This is a genomic window from Flavobacterium sp. HSC-61S13, from assembly GCF_024171535.1.
In the GTDB taxonomy this organism is placed as follows: Bacteria; Bacteroidota; Bacteroidia; order Flavobacteriales; family Flavobacteriaceae; genus Flavobacterium.
On record NZ_JALJZV010000009.1, the window covers coordinates 46,164 to 67,624 of the forward strand.

At 37.1% G+C, this 21,461-nt stretch carries 17 protein-coding genes; 5 read left to right on the forward strand and 12 right to left on the reverse strand.

Annotated features, from left to right (window positions below; genetic code table 11):
- Positions 1–217: 217 nt before the first annotated feature.
- Positions 218–2,473: a TonB-dependent receptor gene (locus L1275_RS10150; RefSeq protein ID WP_253472394.1), complete on the reverse strand. Its 2,256-nt coding sequence runs from the start codon at positions 2,471–2,473 to the stop codon at positions 218–220.
- A 102-nt stretch (positions 2,474–2,575) separates the two neighbouring features.
- Here L1275_RS10150 and L1275_RS10155 point away from each other — a divergent pair, with 102 nt between their 5' ends.
- Together L1275_RS10155 and L1275_RS10160 are read left to right on the forward strand one after the other, a co-directional pair.
- The gene (locus tag L1275_RS10155) at positions 2,576–3,235 is read left to right on the forward strand and encodes a metal-dependent transcriptional regulator (protein WP_253472396.1); all 660 of its coding nucleotides are present in this window, start codon (positions 2,576–2,578) and stop codon (positions 3,233–3,235) included.
- A 21-nt stretch (positions 3,236–3,256) separates the two neighbouring features.
- Positions 3,257–3,670 (forward strand): hypothetical protein, encoded by a 414-nt coding sequence (locus tag L1275_RS10160; protein WP_253472398.1) that lies wholly within the window; start codon positions 3,257–3,259, stop codon positions 3,668–3,670.
- Positions 3,671–3,784: 114 nt separating this feature from the next.
- Here the strand turns inward: L1275_RS10160 and L1275_RS10165 are convergent, their stop codons facing one another.
- From L1275_RS10165 to L1275_RS10185, 5 genes are all read right to left on the reverse strand, one after another.
- The gene (locus L1275_RS10165; RefSeq protein WP_253472402.1) at positions 3,785–4,003 is read right to left on the reverse strand and encodes a hypothetical protein; all 219 of its coding nucleotides are present in this window, start codon (positions 4,001–4,003) and stop codon (positions 3,785–3,787) included.
- A gap of 92 nt (positions 4,004–4,095) precedes the next feature.
- Positions 4,096–4,233 carry a FeoB-associated Cys-rich membrane protein gene (locus tag L1275_RS10170; protein ID WP_253472405.1) on the reverse strand — a complete coding sequence of 46 codons (138 nt, stop codon included), beginning with the start codon at positions 4,231–4,233 and terminating at the stop codon, positions 4,096–4,098.
- A 6-nt stretch (positions 4,234–4,239) separates the two neighbouring features.
- Complete coding sequence (feoB, locus tag L1275_RS10175) at positions 4,240–6,336, reverse strand: ferrous iron transport protein B (RefSeq protein WP_253472408.1); 2,097 nt, start codon at positions 6,334–6,336, stop codon at positions 4,240–4,242.
- Between the two features lie 6 nt (positions 6,337–6,342).
- A complete protein-coding gene (locus L1275_RS10180) occupies positions 6,343–6,573 on the reverse strand; it encodes a FeoA family protein (protein WP_253472411.1) in 231 nt (76 codons plus the stop codon).
- A 106-nt stretch (positions 6,574–6,679) separates the two neighbouring features.
- Positions 6,680–7,381 carry an SCO family protein gene (locus tag L1275_RS10185; RefSeq protein ID WP_253472414.1) on the reverse strand — a complete coding sequence of 234 codons (702 nt, stop codon included), beginning with the start codon at positions 7,379–7,381 and terminating at the stop codon, positions 6,680–6,682.
- Positions 7,382–7,596: 215 nt separating this feature from the next.
- On the opposite strand from L1275_RS10185, the gene L1275_RS10190 reads away from it, so the two are divergent.
- Together L1275_RS10190 and L1275_RS10195 are read left to right on the forward strand one after the other, a co-directional pair.
- On the forward strand, positions 7,597–9,666 hold the full coding sequence (locus L1275_RS10190; protein ID WP_253472417.1) for a M13 family metallopeptidase: 2,070 nt from the start codon (positions 7,597–7,599) through the stop codon (positions 9,664–9,666).
- A gap of 85 nt (positions 9,667–9,751) precedes the next feature.
- Positions 9,752–11,068, forward strand: coding sequence for a deoxyribodipyrimidine photo-lyase (locus tag L1275_RS10195; RefSeq protein ID WP_253472620.1), 1,317 nt, complete (start codon positions 9,752–9,754; stop codon positions 11,066–11,068).
- On the opposite strand, the gene L1275_RS10200 is transcribed toward L1275_RS10195, so the two are convergent.
- Complete coding sequence (locus tag L1275_RS10200; protein WP_253472419.1) at positions 11,051–13,054, reverse strand: tetratricopeptide repeat-containing sensor histidine kinase; 2,004 nt, start codon at positions 13,052–13,054, stop codon at positions 11,051–11,053. The genes L1275_RS10195 and L1275_RS10200 overlap by 18 nt on opposite strands.
- A gap of 158 nt (positions 13,055–13,212) precedes the next feature.
- Here L1275_RS10200 and L1275_RS10205 point away from each other — a divergent pair, with 158 nt between their 5' ends.
- Positions 13,213–13,869 carry a DNA-binding response regulator gene (locus tag L1275_RS10205; RefSeq protein WP_253472422.1) on the forward strand — a complete coding sequence of 219 codons (657 nt, stop codon included), beginning with the start codon at positions 13,213–13,215 and terminating at the stop codon, positions 13,867–13,869.
- 78 nt (positions 13,870–13,947) lie between these two features.
- Here the strand turns inward: L1275_RS10205 and acnA are convergent, their stop codons facing one another.
- The 5 genes from acnA to L1275_RS10230 all read right to left on the reverse strand — a co-directional run bounded on the left by acnA (position 13,948) and on the right by L1275_RS10230 (position 21,396).
- On the reverse strand, positions 13,948–16,683 hold the full coding sequence (acnA, locus tag L1275_RS10210; protein ID WP_253472622.1) for an aconitate hydratase AcnA: 2,736 nt from the start codon (positions 16,681–16,683) through the stop codon (positions 13,948–13,950).
- A 236-nt stretch (positions 16,684–16,919) separates the two neighbouring features.
- The gene (locus L1275_RS10215) at positions 16,920–17,558 is read right to left on the reverse strand and encodes an ATP-binding cassette domain-containing protein (protein ID WP_253472425.1); all 639 of its coding nucleotides are present in this window, start codon (positions 17,556–17,558) and stop codon (positions 16,920–16,922) included.
- Entirely contained in the window at positions 17,545–18,453 is a 909-nt protein-coding gene (locus L1275_RS10220) for a hypothetical protein (RefSeq protein ID WP_253472428.1), read from the reverse strand. Before L1275_RS10220 ends, L1275_RS10215 begins: the two co-directional genes overlap by 14 nt.
- Positions 18,454–19,116: 663 nt before the next feature.
- Entirely contained in the window at positions 19,117–19,959 is an 843-nt protein-coding gene (locus L1275_RS10225; protein WP_253472448.1) for a tetratricopeptide repeat protein, read from the reverse strand.
- Between the two features lie 462 nt (positions 19,960–20,421).
- On the reverse strand, positions 20,422–21,396 hold the full coding sequence (locus tag L1275_RS10230) for a hypothetical protein (protein ID WP_253472451.1): 975 nt from the start codon (positions 21,394–21,396) through the stop codon (positions 20,422–20,424).
- Between the last annotated feature and the right edge of the window lie 65 nt (positions 21,397–21,461).

A 21,461-nucleotide genomic window follows, 5' to 3' on the forward strand; every position in this document is an offset into this window, starting at 1 on the left:
ATTCGCTTTAGCCCCTATTAAGTATTTCATGGACACCAATTCTTACCTCGACCCATACTGATTACTGATCACCGATTACTGATCACTTAAAAAAAAGTTTTTATTTGTGCTACTTATATGTTGATTAGCAAATTCGCTTTAGCCCCTATTAAGTATTTCATGGACACCAATTCATACCTCGACCCATACTGATTACTGATCACCGATTACTGATCACTTAAAAAACCGTATATCTCAAACCCAAAAACCCTTGAATTCCCTGCAAAGGGGTATAGCTATAATCGTTGGGTTCAAAAATAACATCGTTTCTTCCCGCTGGTGGTGTTACGCCATTACCCGGCTCTCCATACGGATCCCACCATCTTGCAATAGCATCTTCTTTGGGCAATGTATTGAAAAGGTTTTTAACTCCTCCATAGATCTCAAAACGTTCGTTAAACTTTTTCGTTACTTGAATATTAGCTAGCACTACCCAAGGCGAATATTCCGGTCGGTAATCATCTTCTACCCGAGGCAAGCGCATAGGCCCCGTCCAATTACCAGTTAAATCGGTAGAGAAACCACTTCCAAAATCATAGGTAGCTAAAAGGTTTCCAGACCATTTTGGCGAGTGATATAGCGAATTTCTTTCACCCTCTTCCTTGCGATACACCTCCATATAAGTTGCTCCCATCATCAATTTTAAAGGAAAATCAAAAACGACATCGACATTAAGCGACAATCCCTGAGAAATGGCATGACCGTCTAAATTATCATATATAATTTTAGTTTGATCGGTATCGGTATCCGCATCAATTTTATTGGTGAAGTAGGAATAAAATGCTGTCGCATCAAAATTAAAAACCCCAAAGGAAGCCGGTACTTTCCAACTGTAATTCAAATTCGCGTTATACGATTTTTCTGGATTTAAGGCTTCGGCAAAAACCACTTCTCGAGCTCCGGTTAAGGCTCTGTGATCTTCTGTAAACACATTCACTACCCGAAAACCAGTTCCAAAACTGGCTCGTAAAACATGATGGGGTGATGGCGTAAATTTGTATCCGATTCGAGGCGAATGTATTCCCTTATGTACCTTGTCATAATCAAAACGATAGCCCAACAACAATTTGTTCTGTTTGTTTAAAGTCCATTCATCTTGTACAAAAATCCCAAGATTTGGGCGTTTCATCGGATCGTTCTCCACCAAACCGTCTTCATCATAAATACCTGTACCGCGTGTGTCATCATCATAATACGTATATTTATATGAAGTCCCGACAAGGAGGCTGTGATTGCGCAATTCTTTGTCCCAATATGCCTGTCCAAAAATCACTTGTTGTTTGGCTTGATAGGACTCTGTTCCATAAAAGGAATTCTGCTGATGCCAGTTGTACGAAAACTGTGTATAGATGTTTGGAGTGGTCGGCAATTGATACATTCCTATTGCCTCCATTCTATTGGTAAATATGCTTTCGCCATAAACTTGATCTCCACCGCGATCGCGTTTGCGATTCCAGTGGTTTTCACCACCCCAGCGATCTTCATACAGATACCTTACAGCCATACTTGCCGTACGACCCTCAGCGCGGTCGAAGTTCCACTTGTTAAACACCGAAACCCGCTCTTGTAAAGTCACATCTGTAAAACCATCTTTATTATGATCTTTGCGCTCGCCGTATTTAAAGTAGTTAATCCCCAACAAACTGTTGGTATTTTCTCCAATCTTAAACTTCATTGCCGCATCTAAATTCGTCTCCAACCACGAAGTTGTAAATCCATCAAGGCTTAATAAAGGTGCGGATTTCGCATCTTTAGTGATCACATTGATAATTCCACCCATAGCTTCTGTGCCGTAAAGCGATGATGCCGGACCTTTAACCACTTCAACCCGCTCGATTAAACTATTGGGAATACCACTAAGCCCATATACTGAAGAAAGCGAAGAGACGATCGGCATACCATCAATCAAGATCATGGTATACGGCCCCTCCATTCCATTGATGTGTATATCGCCCGTATTACAAACATTACAATTTAATTGAGGTTGCACACCATTGATCAATCGAACCGCCTCAAAAAGAGAAGAAGTAGGATTCTTCTGTAAGAATTTTGGTGTATAAATCTCTACAGGCACCACAGACTCCGATTTTAAAACCGGTTTTAAAGTAGCCGAAACCACAATTTCGTTTAAATCAGCGTCAACAGCTAACTCAAAATTGACCGTAGTCATCTGATCAGCCATGACCAATAACTTACGCCGAACTGTCTTATATCCGATATACTCCACTCGTAAAGTATAATTACCCGGTTTTAGCGACGTCAGCTCATAATAACCGCCCTGATCAGCTACTGTACCGATCGTTGTATTCTCAATCTTAACCACTGCTTCAACTAACGAAGTCTCCCCCGATAAAACCCGCCCTTTCACACCAGTCTGCGCAAAAACCACAGCAGATATTAGACCAAACACCACAGTAAGTATTAGTGTTCTCATAATTTTTTATTTAATAAGGTTTAAAATAATATTTAGGCAAATCTAAATATTATTTCATTAATAAAAAAGAATGTACTTTTGTATTTTATAAAAAACTTTATCATGCTAACCTATTCAGAAGAAAATTACCTTAAAACGATTTACCATCTTTCGCTTTTTCAAAAGAAAGGTGTAGCTACCAATGCCATAGCTACACGCATTGAAACCAAAGCGTCTTCGGTAACGGATATGATTAAGAAACTCAATGATAAAAAACTGATAGAGTATCAAAAGTATCAAGGAGTTACCTTAACTGCATCGGGCTTAATGGCCGCAAAAATGATCGTCAGAAAACACCGTTTATGGGAGGTTTTTTTAGTGGAGAAACTCGGTTTTTCATGGGATGAGGTTCACGATGTAGCAGAAGAATTGGAACATATAAAGTCTGATAAATTGATCAATAAACTCGATGCTTATTTGGGTTATCCTACAGAGGATCCGCATGGAGATCCGATTCCGAACGCCAAAGGGGAGATTAAAACGATTAATAAATTTTTATTATCCGACGTTAAAAAGAATATTAAATGTATTTGCGTTGGTGTAAAAGATTCTTCGAGTAGTTTTTTGCAGTACTTAGACAAACAACATATGTCATTGGGCACCGAAATAGAAGTATTGGACATCGAAGTTTTTGACCAATCATATTTGGTTCGGATCAACGGCGTAGAAGTAACGATTTCCAAAAAAATCGCCAGTAATTTGTTTGTAAAAACCCTCGAATAAAATCTTAATTTTATCATCCGAATGGAAAACCTTTCCAATAAATCATATAAAACAACCGCGCAAGGTCTAGGCATTGCCGGTCTTATATTGGGTATACTGACCTTACTGATTTCTTTTATACCCTGCCTAGGCGTTACAGCATTAATTTTTGGGCTCTTTGCTATAGTGGTTTCAAGTATCGGTTTAGGCATTTCGATACGGCATCAACAATCCAAACTATTTGCAATCGTCGCTTTAGTATTAGCAGTGATTGGATCACTTGTTGCCGGACTACAATATTTTGTACTAACCAAACTTGCCAAACAGTATCCTTTCAACCTACAAGAGGAAATCAATTACTCCCGCGATACCGATACTATTTTTTCTAATTCTGACGAACAGGATACGTATTTGTACGATCAAGATACTTTAGGTGATGACAAGGAAGTTAAGTAATAATGCTATTCTAAATTATAAAATTGTCAATTATATACTTTTGGCTGTTTTTGTTGTCGGCTTATTGTTTATAATCTTTAGTCCTATCAGCATTTCGTGTTATTACACACAAGCCTACGGCATCACTTGTCCGACTTGCGGATTAACACGCGATTTTAAAGCCATTTTAAGCGGAAACACAACTGATTTAATATCGAGTTCGTCCTTGTTATTCTTTGGTGCTTTTAGCTGCTTATTCAGCTCTCGTATTCTATCAAATATTTTGATAAGCTTCAGATCCAATCTCCGTGTTCTTGTGGTATGTGAAACGCTAGTCATTTTCTGTATACTCACGTTATTGATATTGGCGAGAATTTGATATATGTTATAACAAAAAAATAGGCCATCTCATTGAGACAGCCTATTCTATTTTATAATACTACAATTTAACTACAGCCACAACCGCCACTGCCGCAAGAAGAATCTTTATCATTCCCTTTCTTGGGATTCCAAAAAAACTTTTTCAACAATACGATAACAGCAATTATTACTAAACCGTAGGCTATGATTTCTTGATAGTTCATAATTTTCTATTTTAATAATTGATAGGCAATCAACGCTACTACATAGGCAAAGACTGTCATAAAAACCAATTGAAACATCGTCCATTTCCAGGAATTGGTTTCTCTTTTGGTGATGGCAACTGTCGAAGCACATTGCATGGCAAAAGCATAAAACAACAATAGAGAAATCCCCGTTGCGAAATTAAACACCTTTTCGCCATCAGGTCTTACTTCCATCGCCATTCTGTTTTTAATGGTTTCCTCTTCATCTGTGGACCCCACGTTGTATATAGTTGCAAGAGTTCCAACAAAAACCTCTCTGGCTACAAAGGAAGTCAATACAGCAATACCGATTTTCCAATCGTACCCCAAAGGTTTGATCACGGGTTCTATACCTTTTCCTATAATACCAATATACGAATTTTCCAATTGATAACTGGCAACATGTTCTTCTAATTCTTCGTCAGAATAATTCTGACTTGCATATTTTTCTGCAACGATTTCTTCGGCATTATTAAACTTTTCTCCAGGACCGTGTGCACCTAAAAACCAAATAATAATAGACAACACAAAGATAATTTTACCGGCACCATACACAAAGGCTTTTGTCTTTTCCAACATGGTCAACAAAACATTCTTAATGATTGGCATTTTGTATCCGGGCATTTCCACTACAAAATAGGTTTTTACTTCAGCTTTAATCACTTTATTCAATACCCAAGCGGCACCTAGAGCGGCGAAAAAACCAATGAGGTACAGCAATCCTAAAGTCAAACCCTGTAAGCTAAAAAATCCAAATAATTTTTGATCTGGAATTACCAGTGCAATGATGATGACATAAATAGGCAATCGCGCCGAACACGTTGTAAACGGGGTGACCAATATCGTCAATAATCGTTCTTTCCAGTTTTCAATATTACGTGCAGACATGATAGCGGGTATAGCACAAGCATTACCAGAAATCAACGGTACCACACTTTTTCCACTCAATCCAAACGGACGCATCACGCGATCCATCAAAAAGACGACCCGACTCATATATCCCGTTTCCTCTAAGATAGCTATAAACATAAACAATATAGCGATCTGTGGTATAAAAGGCATGATTCCACCGATACCGGGAATAATACCATCTGCCAATAAATCAGTCAATTTACCGGGTTCCATAACCTCTTTAAGCCAAGTACTTAAATTTGAAAAGGATTCATCGATAAAATCCATCGGCACACTAGCCCATTCGAATATCGCCTGAAAAATCAATAACAGTATACCGAAGAAAATCAAATACCCATAAACTTTATGAGTTAAAATTCGATCTAAACGACTGCGCAAGTCCTTGGCCTTACTCGCATCAATTTGGTATGCTTTTTTTAGTACATCGTTGATAAACTGATACCTCTTAACGACCTCTTTTTGTTGCAATCGTTTGATGTCGGATTCCTTATAGAGCAATCCTGATTTTTCAATAGCAGCCCGATCCAAGGCTCCTAAGTGCAGATTTTGCGTAAACACCAACCACAATTTATACAGCGGCTCTTCTGGAAAAGTGTTTTGTAACTGCGTAAAAAATGCCTGATCAATCTCAGATGCATTTAGCGACGGTTCTAGATCAATGGTTTTAAAATCGAGTATAGCCTGTTTTAAAGTATCTATCCCCTCTTTTTTACGAGCACTAATTAAGACTATTTTGGTTTTTAATTGCGATTCCAATATGGAAATATCCATAGAAATCCCTTTTAATTCCATTCTATCAGCCATGTTTATAGCCAATATCGTCGGTATTCCCAAATCTTTTATCTGTGTAAATAAAAGTAAATTGCGTTTGAGGTTTTCCACTTCAGAAACCACAACTGCAACATCTGGATAAAACTTATTGCTTTTGTCCAATAACAAATCCGAAACTATTTGCTCGTCTACGGAACTGGGATTGATACTATATGTACCTGGAAGGTCAATAATCGTTGCGGTAGCATCGTCGGATAACTTACTAGAACCTACCTTCTTCTCAACCGTAATTCCAGGATAATTACCTACTTTTTGATTTAAACCTGTTAAGGCATTAAAAACCGATGTTTTACCAACGTTGGGATTGCCGATTAAAGCAACTTTTAAATTTGATTTCATCAACAATTATTTTCTGATTTCTACACGTATTTCCTTAGCTAACTCTTTTCTAATTGCAATATGTGCCTCATTTATACATAGATAAATTGGATCTCCCAATGGAGCTACCTCGAGTAGTTCCACTTGATTTCCTGGCAAACATCCCATTTCCAAAAGTTTCAAAGGAATATGCTCCATATCGAAATCCATAATGGTTGCTTTCTGGTTTTTACCCAATACGTCTAAGGTGATCTCCATTCTTATTTAGATTTAATTCACTTTACAAAAATAAGTAATAAAAAAGGATAACCTAACATTCATACTTTTTTAATACCTAATTAACCTGACTTTTAACCGTATTAACTTATTTGGACTCGTGCTTACTCAACCATTGGATATCTTCTAACAGTTGTTTTACATTTTTTGCTTCTGGATCCGGAGTATCTAAATTGGTCCCATCATAAAATCCGCGAATACGCCCCTTACCATCTACTAAGATAAAATTCTCGGTATGCACCATATCGTACATTTCATCGGGTGATCCTGTTTTAACAGCCAAATAAGATTGTCGAGCCAAATAAAAAATATCCTTTTTATCTCCTGTAACTAAATTCCACTTTTGATCGATAACCCCTTTTTTTAAGGCATAGGCCTTTAAAACAGCTACATTATCTATATCAGGTGTTACTGTATGCGACAATAATTTCACATCGGGCATATCTTTAATTTGATCTTGTAACCAGACCATATTATCCCCCATTATGGGACAAATAGTCGTACAAGTCGTGAAAAAGAAATCCGCTACATAGATCTTGCCGTCGTAATCTTTATTGGTAATGGTATCCCCATTTTGATTGGCAAATTTAAAAGGTGCTATGATGTGTTTTTGCTTATTGGCTTGATGTTGTACTAAAGTATCTACCAGTTCCGGATTTACCATAGATGGTGTATAAACGGGCAAAGCTTTACGCCAAGCTAAAGCATTGTAAAACATAATCATGATCCCCACGCATAACAAAAAGAAAAACAAAAAGAAATAACGATATTTTTTAAAAAATGCTGCCATAATTATTTTTTTTGCGAATTTACGAAATGCCTTGATAACAATAGGTTAAAATCAGTATAAAGGTTTTTTATCTAACCGTTGAGAAAATTTACCGATTTTCCGCTATCTAAGCTGATGCCGTAACAAAATTATTATGCTTTTTTAAAAAACCCTCCCGTTTACCAATAAATTCATACTTTTGTTTGTGATCAATTTAATAAACTAAAAAAAACAAAATGAATAAGAAGTTATTATTGTTTTCTGCTGCTACGCTAGCTATGGTTGCTTGCAAGGACAAAAAGACAGAAGAGGTAAAAGCCGATACTCCCATCGAGAAACATGGAATTGTTTTGGAGTATATGGATACTACTGTAAAACCTGGGGATGATTTCTTCAGATATGTAAACGGAACTTGGTACGACAAAACGGAAATTCCTTCAGACAGAACCCGTTGGGGAAGTTTTGATGAATTGAGACAGAACACGGACATTGATGCCTTAGCCATTTTAAAAGAGGCTGTAGCGAATCCGAAAATCGATCCGAAATCCGATCAAGCCAAAGCTATCGCCGTTTACGAAACGTATATGGATACGATTGCTAGAAACAAAATGGGTGTCGATCCTTTAAAACCGTATTTGGCAAAAATCGATGCTCTAAAAACGGCTAAAGACGCTATCGCGTTGATTTCAGAACTTTCTAAAGAGGGAAGTTTAGGTTTCTATAGTGCTTATGTTTATGCAGACGCTAAAGATTCTAACAAAAACACGGTTTACTTGGGAACAGGTCCATTGGGTTTACCTGATCGCGATTATTATATTTTACAAGATGCAGATATGAAAGACAAGCGTGAGAAATATGTTGCTCACGTGTCTAGAATGCTTCAAATTGTAGGAGAAACCCCTGAAGTGGCTAAGAAAAATGCTGCTAAGGTATTAAGCCTGGAAACCGCTTTGGCTAAACCACAATTGGACCGTGTAGAGCGTAGAGACGACAGAAAAACATACAATCCTATGAAATTGGCGGAATTGCAAAAAATGACTCCTACTATTGATTGGAATCAGTATATCACGACATCGGGAATCCAAAATCTGGATGTTATCGTTGTTTCAGAGCCGCGCTATATGAAAGCGGTAGAGGTGATTTTAAAAACAACCGATATCAGCGACATTAAAGCCTATATGAAATGGACTTTAGTCAACGATTCATCGGATAAATTAACCACAGCTATCGAAAAAGCAAATTGGGAGTTTTACAGCAAAACCCTTCAAGGAGCTGTGGAGCAACGTCCTATTGAAGAACGTGCTTTAGCTGTAGTTAATGCTACTGTTGGTGAAGCTTTAGGTAAATTGTATGTAGAGAAAAAATTCCCTGCAGAAGCAAAAGCGAAAGCAAAAGCGATGATTGACAATGTTATTGAAGCTTATAAAGTAAGAATCAATAACCTTCCTTGGATGGCTGAAACCACTAAGAAAGGGGCTATTGAAAAATTGAATAAGTTTACCGTAAAAATCGGTTATCCAGACAAGTGGAAAGACTATTCTAAATTGACTGTTAAAAATGCTAAAAATGGCGGAACTTTTTTCGATAATATGAGAAATGTATCGGTATGGCAAACGGAAAGAAACATAGAAGACTATGGTAAACCGGTAGATAAAACGCGTTGGGGTATGGCACCACAAACGGTGAATGCCTACTTTAATCCATCTTATAACGAAATCGTATTCCCTGCGGCAATTTTACAACCGCCTTTCTACGATTACAAAGCAGATGAAGCAATCAATTATGGTGGTATTGGTGCGGTAATCGGTCATGAAATTTCTCATGGATTTGATGATTCTGGTGCGCGTTATGACTCTAATGGAAATCTATCCAACTGGTGGACGGACGAAGATTTAAGTCGTTTTACTAAACTTGGAGATGCCCTAGCTGCGGAATACAGTAAACTGGAACCAATCAAAGGTTTCTTTGTAGATGGAAAATTCACTTTAGGAGAAAACATTGGTGATTTAGGCGGTGTTAACGCTGCGTATGACGGTTTGCAATTATACCTAAAAGCAAATGGTAACCCGGGCTTAATCGACGGTTTCACCCCAGAACAACGTTTCTTTATTTCATGGGCTACGATTTGGAGAACTAAATCTCGTGATGAAGCACTTAAAAATCAAGTAAAAACAGACCCGCATGCTCCTGGAATGTATAGAGCTTATGTACCTCTTCAACATGTTGATGCTTTTTATAAAGCTTTTGACATTAAAGAAGGTGATAAACTATTTATCAAACCGGAAAATCGCGTTCACATCTGGTAATTGAACAAACACTAAAGGCCTTAGAATTGACTCTAAGGCCTTTTTTTTATTAGGCTTTTTATTGAAAAAGCAGTATTTTCGAGCCATGGAGCAAAGGCAGAAAATTAGTGTATTTTGGTTTAGAAGAGACCTGCGATTAGAAGACAACCACGGCTTGTACAGAGCCTTGAAGTCCGAATTCCCGATACTCCCTATTTTTATTTTTGACCCCGATATTCTTCAGCAATTTGACGATCCTAAAGACCGCCGAATTGATTATTTCCACCAAGCCCTACAAACAATACAGCAAGACTTGCTGTTGCAACAATCAGGGATTCGCTTTTTTCATCAAACGGTTTTGAGCTGTTTTAGCGAACTCATCGATCAATATGACATTCAAGAAGTTTATTGTAATACCGACTATGAGCCCGCAGCACTGAAACGCGACGGAGCTGTTCGATTACTTTTAAATTCAAAGCAAATTCCACTTAAGAGTTATAAGGATCAAGTAATTTTTGAAGCCAATGAAATTCTGAAATCAGATCAAACACCCTATACCGTTTTCACTCCTTACTCCAAAAAATGGATCGAAAAACTACAAGTAAACGACTATCAAAGTTTCTCGTCTGAATTATTAAAAACCAATTTCCTACCGTGGGATGCTACACCAATATTCCCTTTAACAGAGTTGGGGTTTGCCGCTACGGATATACAGTATAAAAAACCCGATCTCACTCAGATAGAAATTGAGCATTTTGACCGTCTGCGCGACTATCCGATACTGGATGCGACTTCTCATTTAGGCATCGCATTGCGATTTGGAACCGTTTCGGTTCGCAGTTGTGTTAAACTGGGTTTAAGCACTAATGCAACCTGGCTTAAAGCACTGATCTGGCGTGGTTTTTTTATGCAGATACTATACCATTTCCCAAAAGTAGAAAACAGCAGTTTTAAATCGAAATACGATCAAATCGAATGGAGAAACGACGAAGAAGAATTTGCTAAATGGTGCTCGGGACAAACGGGATACCCCCTTGTAGACGCAGGAATGCGACAACTCAATAGCACCGGACAAATGCACAATCGCGTGCGTATGGTTGTAGCCAGCTTTTTGACCAAACATTTACTTATAGACTGGCGTTGGGGAGAAGCTTATTTTGCACAAAAATTACTCGACTACGATTTAGCCGCTAATAACGGGAATTGGCAATGGGCTGCAGGCACGGGTTGCGATGCCGCACCTTATTTTAGAGTATTCAATCCTCAAGCTCAATTGGAAAAATTTGATGCAGAACACCTCTATATCAAGAAATGGATCAGCGATTGGAACAGTAGCACCTATCCACTACCTATAGTAGAACACCGCTTTGCACGAGAACGCGCGCTCGACGCTTATAAAAAAGCTTTAAAAGATAATTTCTAAGGTAACCCCTTTACCTACTGCCGCATCCAGTATGAGTTCGCCTCCGATTTCAGCTATGCGTTCCGATAAATTCTTAAAGCCCAAACCGCGCTTGATCTTTTGCATATCAAAACCGACTCCATCATCAGATATACGCAATATGGTTTTATCGTCTGATTTGAGTATGTATATGGTGCATTGCTTCGCTTTGGAGTATTTGTTGACGTTTTGTAAAACCTCTTGAAGTATACGATATAGATGCATCTTGACTTCGGTAGATAAAGCACCCCAAACAATACCTCGATCAACAGATAATTCGAACTTCGTTCCAAACGAATTCTGCTGCATCTCAATTAATTTTTTAACCACCTCCTCAAAAGTAGTATCCTCTAAAAATTGACGATCAGACAACTTATGCGAAATGGTTCTTACATCCTCTTCTGCCTTTACCAATTCTTGAACCAACAAGTCTTTTCGCTGCACATCCTCGCTCTCTAATTGCATTAAATTAAAACGTGTCGTAAAAATTCTATTGACAATACCGTCGTGCAATTCTTTAGCAATTCTAGTGCGCTCTCCCATTTTTGCTTCTTGAGTTTTTTGTTGCTGATCAATAATCAGCTGATATATCTGCTGATTAGCCGCTTGTTGTTTTTGCTCCATAATCAAGCGTTTATTTCTTGAACTCAGTCGCAAAAGCACCAATAAAAACATTAAAAATCCAACACTGACTAAAGCCAGGAAGATGATTTTACGATTTCGCTCCGCTAATCGTTCGTTTTTATTAATCATCTCTTCCGTTTCATAGGCAATTCGAGCAAATTTATTACGAGATGAACGTTCCTTAGCTTGGATCTTTTCTAGTATTCTAACGTACTCTCTCGTGAACTTACTCTTGTTTATAACATCGTGTTCCACTAAAAACTTTAAAGCTTCTTTCTGTTCGTAATCACTTTTAATAGATATGGCTAAATCATAAGCGTCGTAAATATATTGCAGCCCCGTTCCGATCTGATCCTTGTTGAAATAGTATTCTCCAATCGTCAATTTACTAGTGATTACTTCTTGGGGAGTCCCATTTTTTAAACGTATCGATTCCGCTTTTTTTAGATCATCAAGTACCCCCGCCGTATCATTGATTTGCATACGAGTGAAACTGATGTTGTTCAATAGAGCTGAATATATAGCCGGATTGTTGCTATCAATTCCCGCAACGTCCAAGCCTTTTTGATAGTATTGTATTGCTTTTTCAAATTCTTTATGAACTTCATAAGCGCCACCGAAATTATTATATAACGCACCATAAGCCAAAACCAAATTCGAAGAATCAAATCTTCCCTCCGCATTCAATTTTTGCAATTCGTTTTGAGTCAACTGGTAATAACTGATCGACTCTTCGAAGGAGTTCAACTCACACAAAACCAATCCCAACAGTTGATAACTCTCATAAACCATCATCGGACTCTGATTATTGCTTGCGTATCTCAGTGCCCGAATTGCCTCTACTTCCGAATCGGTATAAAACCCAAAATCATACAAAATAGATGCTTTAGCGAGTGACATCTCCGCAATCTTAATAGAGTCATTTAATGCCGTATACCATTTCCCAGACTGTTGGTAAAAAAAGTAGGTACTATCGAATTGCATCTTACTTTCATAATAGTTCCCTAAGCTTTCAAATGTTTTGGCTAAGGTCAAGGAATCGGACTCTTCTTTAGAAAATGCCCGGACACGATTTAGTATTTTTACAGACCGCGACTCTCCTTCTTCATCAAATCTCGAAGCCAATTCCAATAAATAAGCTCTTGAGCTATCCGAATTTTCACTATCCATCGCATCGTTAAACAAACAATTTAAAAGATCCTTTTTTTTAGAACCGGATAGTTCTTGTAGATCGATCTGATCTAAAAATTGGGTATTCTTAACTAGACCTTTCTTCCTTTCACTACAAGAGATCACTACTAAAAAGAGGAGGATTACACCTATACTATATTTATAAAAACTCATAACGCCTATACATCAATTCTTTTCGCCACAAAAATAGGCATAAAAAATATTGATTACACAGTAGTTTTCCCTATTAATTTAGCTATCTTTATACTGTCTTATGAAATTAGTTCTACTTAAAACTAACTATTCTACAATCTGATCCCCAAAGCACAACCATGAATATCTTAATCGTCGATGATCACCCTCTAACTGTTGAAGGATATCATTTTTCAATAGCAAAGCATCCTGCCTTTCTTGATAACAGCCATTTTTCAAAAGCATATAACTGCGAAACTGCCTATCAGATGATCCATGAATCTAAAGAACAGCAATTGCCCTTTGATTTGGCAGTAATCGATTTTGGTTTACCTGCCTACGAAGAAAAAAACATCAAAGATGGTTCTTATTTGGCTCGGCATATCATGGAATTCTTGCCGGATTGTAAAGTGGCCATTATCACCGCGCATACTGAGGTTATTATTATTTATGACGTGATAAAAAATACCCGCCCGCATGCATTGGTCGTTAAAAACGACATCACTCCAACGAATCTACCGCTATTGTTACTCGATATCTTAAACGGACAACAATTTCAAAGCGAAACCGTAAAAAAGTGCAATCAAGAAATTTGGAAAAAAGAATTGATGCTTGACGACAACAATCGCCTGATTCTCTTATATTTATCCAAAGGAAATAAACTCAATGATCTTCATTTATTAATTCCCTTGGCACCTGCTACACTTAAAAAAAGAATAAACAAAATGAAAGAAGCCTTCAACGTTTCTGATACTTATAGCCTAATCCAGCAGGCATTTAAACAGGGTTTCGTATAATCAAACCCCATTTCCAGTACATAAAAAAAGGCCTGTATCATTGAAGATACAGGCCTTTTTACATGATTTTATCAAACATTATCTCTTTAAATAATCCCTCAGTACGTATTGAAGAATTCCACCATTTTTGTAATATTCAATTTCAATGGCGGAGTCAAATCGAGCCAAAACCTCAAATTCAATTTTCTCTCCAGATTTCTTTTCAGCGATAACCTTAAGGTGTTTATGTGGCTTTAAGCCATCCGCTAATCCGATAATGGTAATAATTTCAGTACCGTCTAATCCCAAGGATGGAGCGGTATCTGGGTATATAAACTCCAAAGGAGCTACTCCCATTCCCACAAGATTACTTCTGTGAATTCGCTCGAAACTTTCGGCAATCACCGCTTTAACACCCAGTAAAAAGGTTCCTTTGGCAGCCCAATCTCTCGACGAGCCACTACCGTATTCCTTCCCCGCAAAGATCACCAAAGGCGTAGCGTCTTGCTGATATTTTGCCGCTGTTTCAAAAACTGTCAGCGATTCTCCTGTTGGCAAATAAGTACTGTAACCTCCTTCGCGTTGTGCTATTTTATTTTTAATGCGCACATTGGCAAAGGTTCCTCTCATCATCACTTCATGATTTCCTCGACGCGAGCCATAGGAGTTGAAATCCTTGGGATCAACACCTTGTGAAATCAGATATTTTCCCGCAGCCGATTCCTGATTAAATGAACCTGCTGGTGAAATATGATCTGTAGTCACCGAATCTCCTAAGTACAATAATACACGAGCCCGAACAACATCTTCTAAAGGCAACAATTCTTCATTGATATTCTCAAAGAAAGGTGCTTCTCGAACATAAGTCGAATCCGGATTCCAATCGAACTTCTGGCCTAAAGGAGCTTGTAGATCTTTCCAATCTTGTTCTCCATCGAAAATAACGCCATAGACCTCATCGAAATCTTCTTTTTTCATTGCGGTACTAATCACTTCGTTTATTTCTTCTTGAGTTGGCCAAATATCTCGTAGATAAACCGGTTCACCATTGGGATCGTAATCCAAAGGATCATTGATCAAATCAATATCTACCCGACCAACCAAGGCATAAGCAACCACCAGCATAGGCGACATTAAGAAGTTCATCTTAACTTGTGAGTGCACTCGGGCTTCAAAGTTTCTGTTGCCCGACAATACCGAGGCTACCACCAGATCTTCTTTATCTACAGCTTCTGCAATATGCGGAGGTAAAGGTCCACTATTCCCGATACAGGAAGTACAGCCGTATCCCACAGTATGGAAACGCAAAGCCTCTAAATCCTCTGATAAACCGGAGCGCTCCAAATATTTCGTCACCACTTTAGATCCCGGTGCCAAGCTGGTTTTGACCCACGATTTGGTTCGTAGTCCCCGTTCAATTGCTTTTCGCGCCACCAATCCCGCACCGATCATCACATCGGGATTTGATGTATTGGTACAACTGGTAATCGCAGCAATCACGATACTACCATCACTGAGTATATATTCTTTGTTTTTTAATTTTATACGTACAGAACGCAAGGTATCTGTCGCAACTTCGATACTCGTTGCATGTTTGGGAATCGGATTGTCTTCAAATCGAAACTCCGTACCAGACCCGCCTTCTTCCAGCCAGGTGTTTTCTCTACGTTCCTTTACAGAAACGTACGTTCTATTGTGCTCATCCGCTAACAAAGACGAAAATGCCGTTGCCAAGTCCTTTACAAATATTTTATCCTGCGGACGTTTAGGTCCAGCAATAGTAGGAATTAACGTATCCAAATTCAATTCCAATACATGAGAATATCCAATTTTTTCCTCATCGATTCTCCATAATAGATTTTCCTTGCAATAGTCTTCAACCAATTTGATTTGCTCTTCCGAACGATTGGTCTTACGCATATAATTTAAGGTCTGATTGTCAATTGGAAAATAGGTGACGGTACAACCAAATTCCGGTGACATATTCGATATCGTTGCACGATCAGTCACAGACAAGTGATCCAAGCCCGATCCGAAAACTTCAACGAATTTACCAACCACTCCATAGTCACGCAGTAATTTAGTGATCGTCAACACCATATCTGTAGCAGTAGAACCCTGCGGAATTTTTCCAGTCAACTTCAAGCCAACGACTTCCGGACAGGTAAAATAAATCGGTTGCCCCAACATGGCTGCCTCCGCTTCAATTCCTCCAACACCCCATGCGATAACACCAATCCCGTTGACCATAGGTGTATGTGAATCGGTTCCCACCAAAGTGTCTGGGAAAGCCCAACCGTCTCTTTTGATGACACCCTGAGCTAAATACTCCAAATTGACCTGATGACAAATCCCCATACCAGGCGGTACTACGGTGAAATTATTCATGCCTTGTTGCCCCCATTTCAGCAACTCATATCTTTCGGAATTTCGTTCATATTCTTTTTCAACATTCTTCTCATACGAATAATCCGTACCGAAGAAATCCACTTGAACGGAATGATCAATGACTAAATCAACTGGAATGGCAGGATTTATTTTATTCCCATCCTTACCCTTTCTAATAAACTCATCACGTAAAGAAGCCATATCCACCACAGCAGGAACCCCAGTGAAATCTTGCATCAATACCCTTGCAGGTTTAAATGGGATATCTTTATCGGTACCCTTCGGATCCCAGTGAATTAAAGTTTCTAAATGCTCATCCGTAACCACAAAACCATCGTGATTTCTCAATACATTTTCCAATAAAATCCGAATTGAAAAGGGCAATTTAGAAATCGGTTTCCCCTCCTCTTGCAGTTTCCTCAAAGAAGCTATTTTGTAATCCATAATTTGTTAGTTTTTTGTTCCCTCTAATTTACAAAACAAAGTCGATCAAGTCCTTATAATTTATAATTATTATTAAAAGCCTTATCAAAGACAGCCTTCATCTAAAAAAAACAAAAACAAACCCTCAAAAATCAAGTTTTACGCAATGCAAACAAAAAAAAAACAAAAATAACATCATCGTCTAATACAAGAAAATCCGTATTAAACTAAAAGCACAAGCGTTGAGTCTACTGTGAAAATTATTTCACACCAAAAAGTACTTGCTGAATTTGGCTGTAATTAACCGACTCAAATTCTACGAGCTCTTTATTGTTTATCACCCATATCTTTTCACAATTCTGATAAAGAACATCAATTATATGTGATGAGATGATGACAATACTTTCTTTTGCCTTTTCTTTCAAATCCTGAATCAAAGTATAATTGGATTCCAAGTCCAATCCATTAAAGGGTTCATCTAATAAATAAACGGAGTATTGGCGTTGAAAAACAGCATTGAGATAGACCTTTTTTCGCATTCCCGTAGAAAAACCTTTAATCAACTTATCCTTAGGTAGTTCGAATAGATATTCTCTAAACGGGCTTTTAACATCCAATAAGTTTGCATAAAAATCATAAAACTCCACTGCCGTTAATTCCTCATAGATTGAAGGCTCGGAAGGACACCAAGCAATATTTTGTAAATTGGTGTTTTCGGCGTTGAACTGGCATTGTCCCTTGTATTTCTCTAAACCCAAAACACAACGAAATAAGGTCGTCTTCCCTTGTCCATTTTTTCCAACAAGTCCATAAATCCCCGGTTTATCAACACTTAGGCAAACGTTATTCAGTATAATTTCAGTACCGTATTTCTTTTCTATGATATCAATATTCAACATACTTAATTGTATTTATATGATTAATCGCTTTTTTATATAAAAAAGGAAAAGCAAGTAACGGTATACCATAAAACGTCACACTCAATCCCATATAAAAAACAAAAAACAGTTGTTGTAGTAAGGCATTCTTAAAGAAAACATACCTCAAGACCACATTGACTACAGCAGCAATAACAGGTAAAATCGCAAAAGTTAACAAACTCCACTTTTGAAAAAAGATCAACACAATACCAATAGGTATGACCAGAAAAAAGGCATTGAGTGCATTTATGCGCCATTGTTGGCGTAAATAACTCGAAGCATCTATTTGCAAACGTTTGATCTCTTCCTCTCTTTCTTTTTCAAAAGCGGGCATACTAGTAATTACAGCCAAAAACAAGATCAAACCCAAAAAAAGATTGTCGTTTTGATATTGAATAGCTAGATAACCGATCGCCAAACTCAAGGGCAAAGCAACGGCTAATTTATATTTTCGAAACAAAATCGTCCAAAAGGGCTCAGCCAAGGAGAATGGATAGTGTATTAACTTAAAATGCCATTTGGGCAGACTGATAAATCCATAAATAAAAAGAGGTAAAACCACCAGTACTTCCCAGTCCAATTTTAAGACCAAAACGATCACAAAGGGTGAAAGCCACAAGAGATATTCCGCAAGAAGTAAAATTTTATAGTTCTTTCTCAATCTAAGCAATTCTATGTCCTTCCTATTCCAATGATACATCACAGCCTCCAATACAAAAACAGCACTGTAAAACCTAAGTCGTTCATAGTTGTAGAAGAGCACTCCCGCTATAAGGAAATAGGCTACTATCAATAATATTATCGCAATGTAATCCCCCTTAGAAAAGAGTTTTCTAAACCGTATGGTCATTAAGTAAGATAAGCTTTTAACCATAATTGAATTAGATAGTAACTTGACAATTGGAGCAGCTAGCGTAGCCGAAGATAGCGTTTTCCATTACATCTTTATGCCATCAAAAAACAAATAGTCCTAAATCTTTTCAAATTCAAAAAGAAAATTGGATGGTTTAATCTATTCGTAGCTTGGTATAATATTGAAACTTTTACTTTTAAACTGATCTAAGGACACTGAGCAAATCAGTATTTTTTTTAATTATTGATGCGATCATTACTGATCTTTTTTGAAGAAAAGAATAGTTTTGAAAAGAATAAGGCTCCTGAATTTCTAAAGTGTGCATCAATTTTAATGAGTCCAGATAGGCTGTTGTATTATACTTTGAGGCTTTAAAAGCTTCTTTAAGCTCGTTGTCCGGATAGTGATCAGCGAGTTTTTTGGACAAAATGATAGCTTGCAAAGAGCTTGGAGTATTTAATCTGAATTTCAGGAGAAGCCTGTGCTACAGCCGATTTTTCGGCAAAAAACAGCATCAAAATCAATCGGAATTATTGACAACAACAGCAAGAACTTTCTTTTTAGATGCATAATTACCTACCGTAGGTGATTTTACCTTTTTATATCGGCATATCAAGTTTGATATCTTTAAAAAAACACTATAAAACCCTCTATCTGTATTGGTAAGAAGGAAAACGCTTCAAATTACTTACAAAGCTTTTGTAGATCTTCAAAATCTTTATCTGCCCTAAAATGTTGGTGTTTTTCTACTCCCAATTTAATACCCGTTTCGAAATCCTGACATGCTCTTACTTTGTCTCCCATTTTCATATATAACTCCGCTCTATTAATAAAAGCAATAGCATAATCTCCCTTCAGTTCAATGGACTTATTTGCATCGATTAATGCTTTATCATAATCTTTTATGTCTTGATAAAGACTCGCTCGATTGTTATAGAGTATATAACTATTTGGATTATCTGGAAATTCTTCTAAGAGAATCTCATAGTCGGCGAGAGCTTCCTCATAAAGCTTTAATTTTTTCTTTAATCCTATTAAATTACCCAGTGATTTAAAATCCTTGGGATCCCTTTTTAGTTGTTCTTCAAGATCTTTTTTTGCATCCTCATATTTATCCAACATAATAAATGCATATCCTCTATCAAAAAAGATAGAAGGATAACTTGGATTTTGATTAATAATCATCCCATAATCTCTTATTGCATTGTCAAAATCTTTTGCATCCATATAGGTATTCGCTCGAGAATACAACACATCTATACTCCCCCCCTTTTCTAGTGAAGCCGTAAAATCGCTAATCGCCTGCTCATAGTTTTTTTGTAGTCTGTTGACTTGTCCTCTGTTGGAATAAGCCGCTACAAAATCTGGATCCGCTTTTATTGCCTGATCAAAAGATTTTATAGCTTTTTCAAACTGCTTGTTTTTCGCGAATTCAATCCCTTTATTATTGAAATCAACCGGTTTCCCTTGAGCTAATCCAGTCAGCTTGAAAACTAAAACAAACAACAACAAAACCGCATTCTTCATAATTTTATATTTATAATAAACAGTACCAAAAACCGTGGCTATATTGAGTAAACACCACTTATACCTGCAAATATACTTTTTATTATTTAACAAAAAGAAAGACCACGGGCTAGCGCCCTCCTTGATATGTTTCTCCTCCACTTATGAAATTAAAATTGCAACGTGATCTCCCATCGTTGATTGCAGTATCATACTGTTAGACATAACGCGTTTTTTCTATTGCAATAAAGGAAAGTTTAGTACCGCAGTAAAATGTCTTTACAATGTTTAAAGTAAGAAGATTTTTGAAGCGAGCGCGAAACCAGCCCCTAAGTAGAGAGGTGAAATATAGCTATTTTAACTATTGAATTGAAGAGTCGTAGCCACACCAAAGGATTTACGGTGTCGAATTTCATTTCGTGCAGCAGCGGGGCTATTAGCCTTAGTTTTAATTAAAAAACTCTTTATATCAGTCGAATTGGTTTAAGGTAAATATTTATTTAAACTCAAATCCATATAATACGATTTGTTTCCATCTTCTACCAAGAAATAAATCGATGCTTTGCTGCCATCAGCTATATTGTCTCGATCTAATTGTTCGTAGCTGGTATAATCTAAATCTCTAATTTTTAATTTGGATTGTGGTTTTATAATCCACTCTAATTTATCTACATCAAAAATACCGTGAGTAGTCCATTTGTCATCGTGATTGTGATTGTACTTAAAAATATTACCAGAGCTGTTTAACCAACCTAAAAGCTCATTTTCAAATTTTACCTTCCCATTAAAACTAACTAAAGATCCTTTTAAACCACGACAAAGCCCGATCGAAAACCAAATATCATCCGTTTCTTCTTTAATTTTAAGAATACATTTTACATTAAAATTAAACTGAGGTAAAGCATTTCCCTCCGTATCAATTATTCCACCAAAATATTCATCATCACCTGTTTTCTTAGTCGCTATAGCATAATCTTTCCCTTTGAATTTAAAAGGGCTTACATTAAATTCATGCTGACCCTGAGCATAGTATAGATCCGAATAAGCTAATAACTTTCCATTATCATCTACTTTAAAACCTTTGTATCCGTCTCTAGAATCTAACACGTCTATTTTTGGTTGATCTATACCTTCCATAGTAAGTAGACCGTAATCTCTATTAATCTTTATCACATTAACCTGTTGTGTTTTAGTGTTAATGCTATATTCATAATCCTCTTTGTAAAAACCTTTAATATTAGGTTTTGCAAGTGTTACTTCTTTCAGATTAGCAGTAGGTTTTAAGATTCGTTTTTTATTCTTTGCGTTAACAAAACCCGTTTTATCTTTCACTTTATAAGGTAAGATATTTTGATAATCATCAACTTCTAAGTTTTGGTAAAGCGACTGAATTTCTTTAATAATCGTTTCGATTTCATTGGACTCTTGAGCAAATAATGGCATTGAAAAAAACATCATTATGAGTCCGAAAATTATTGATTTAGCTTGTGTCATTTTATTCATTATGGAAAATTCTTTATAAT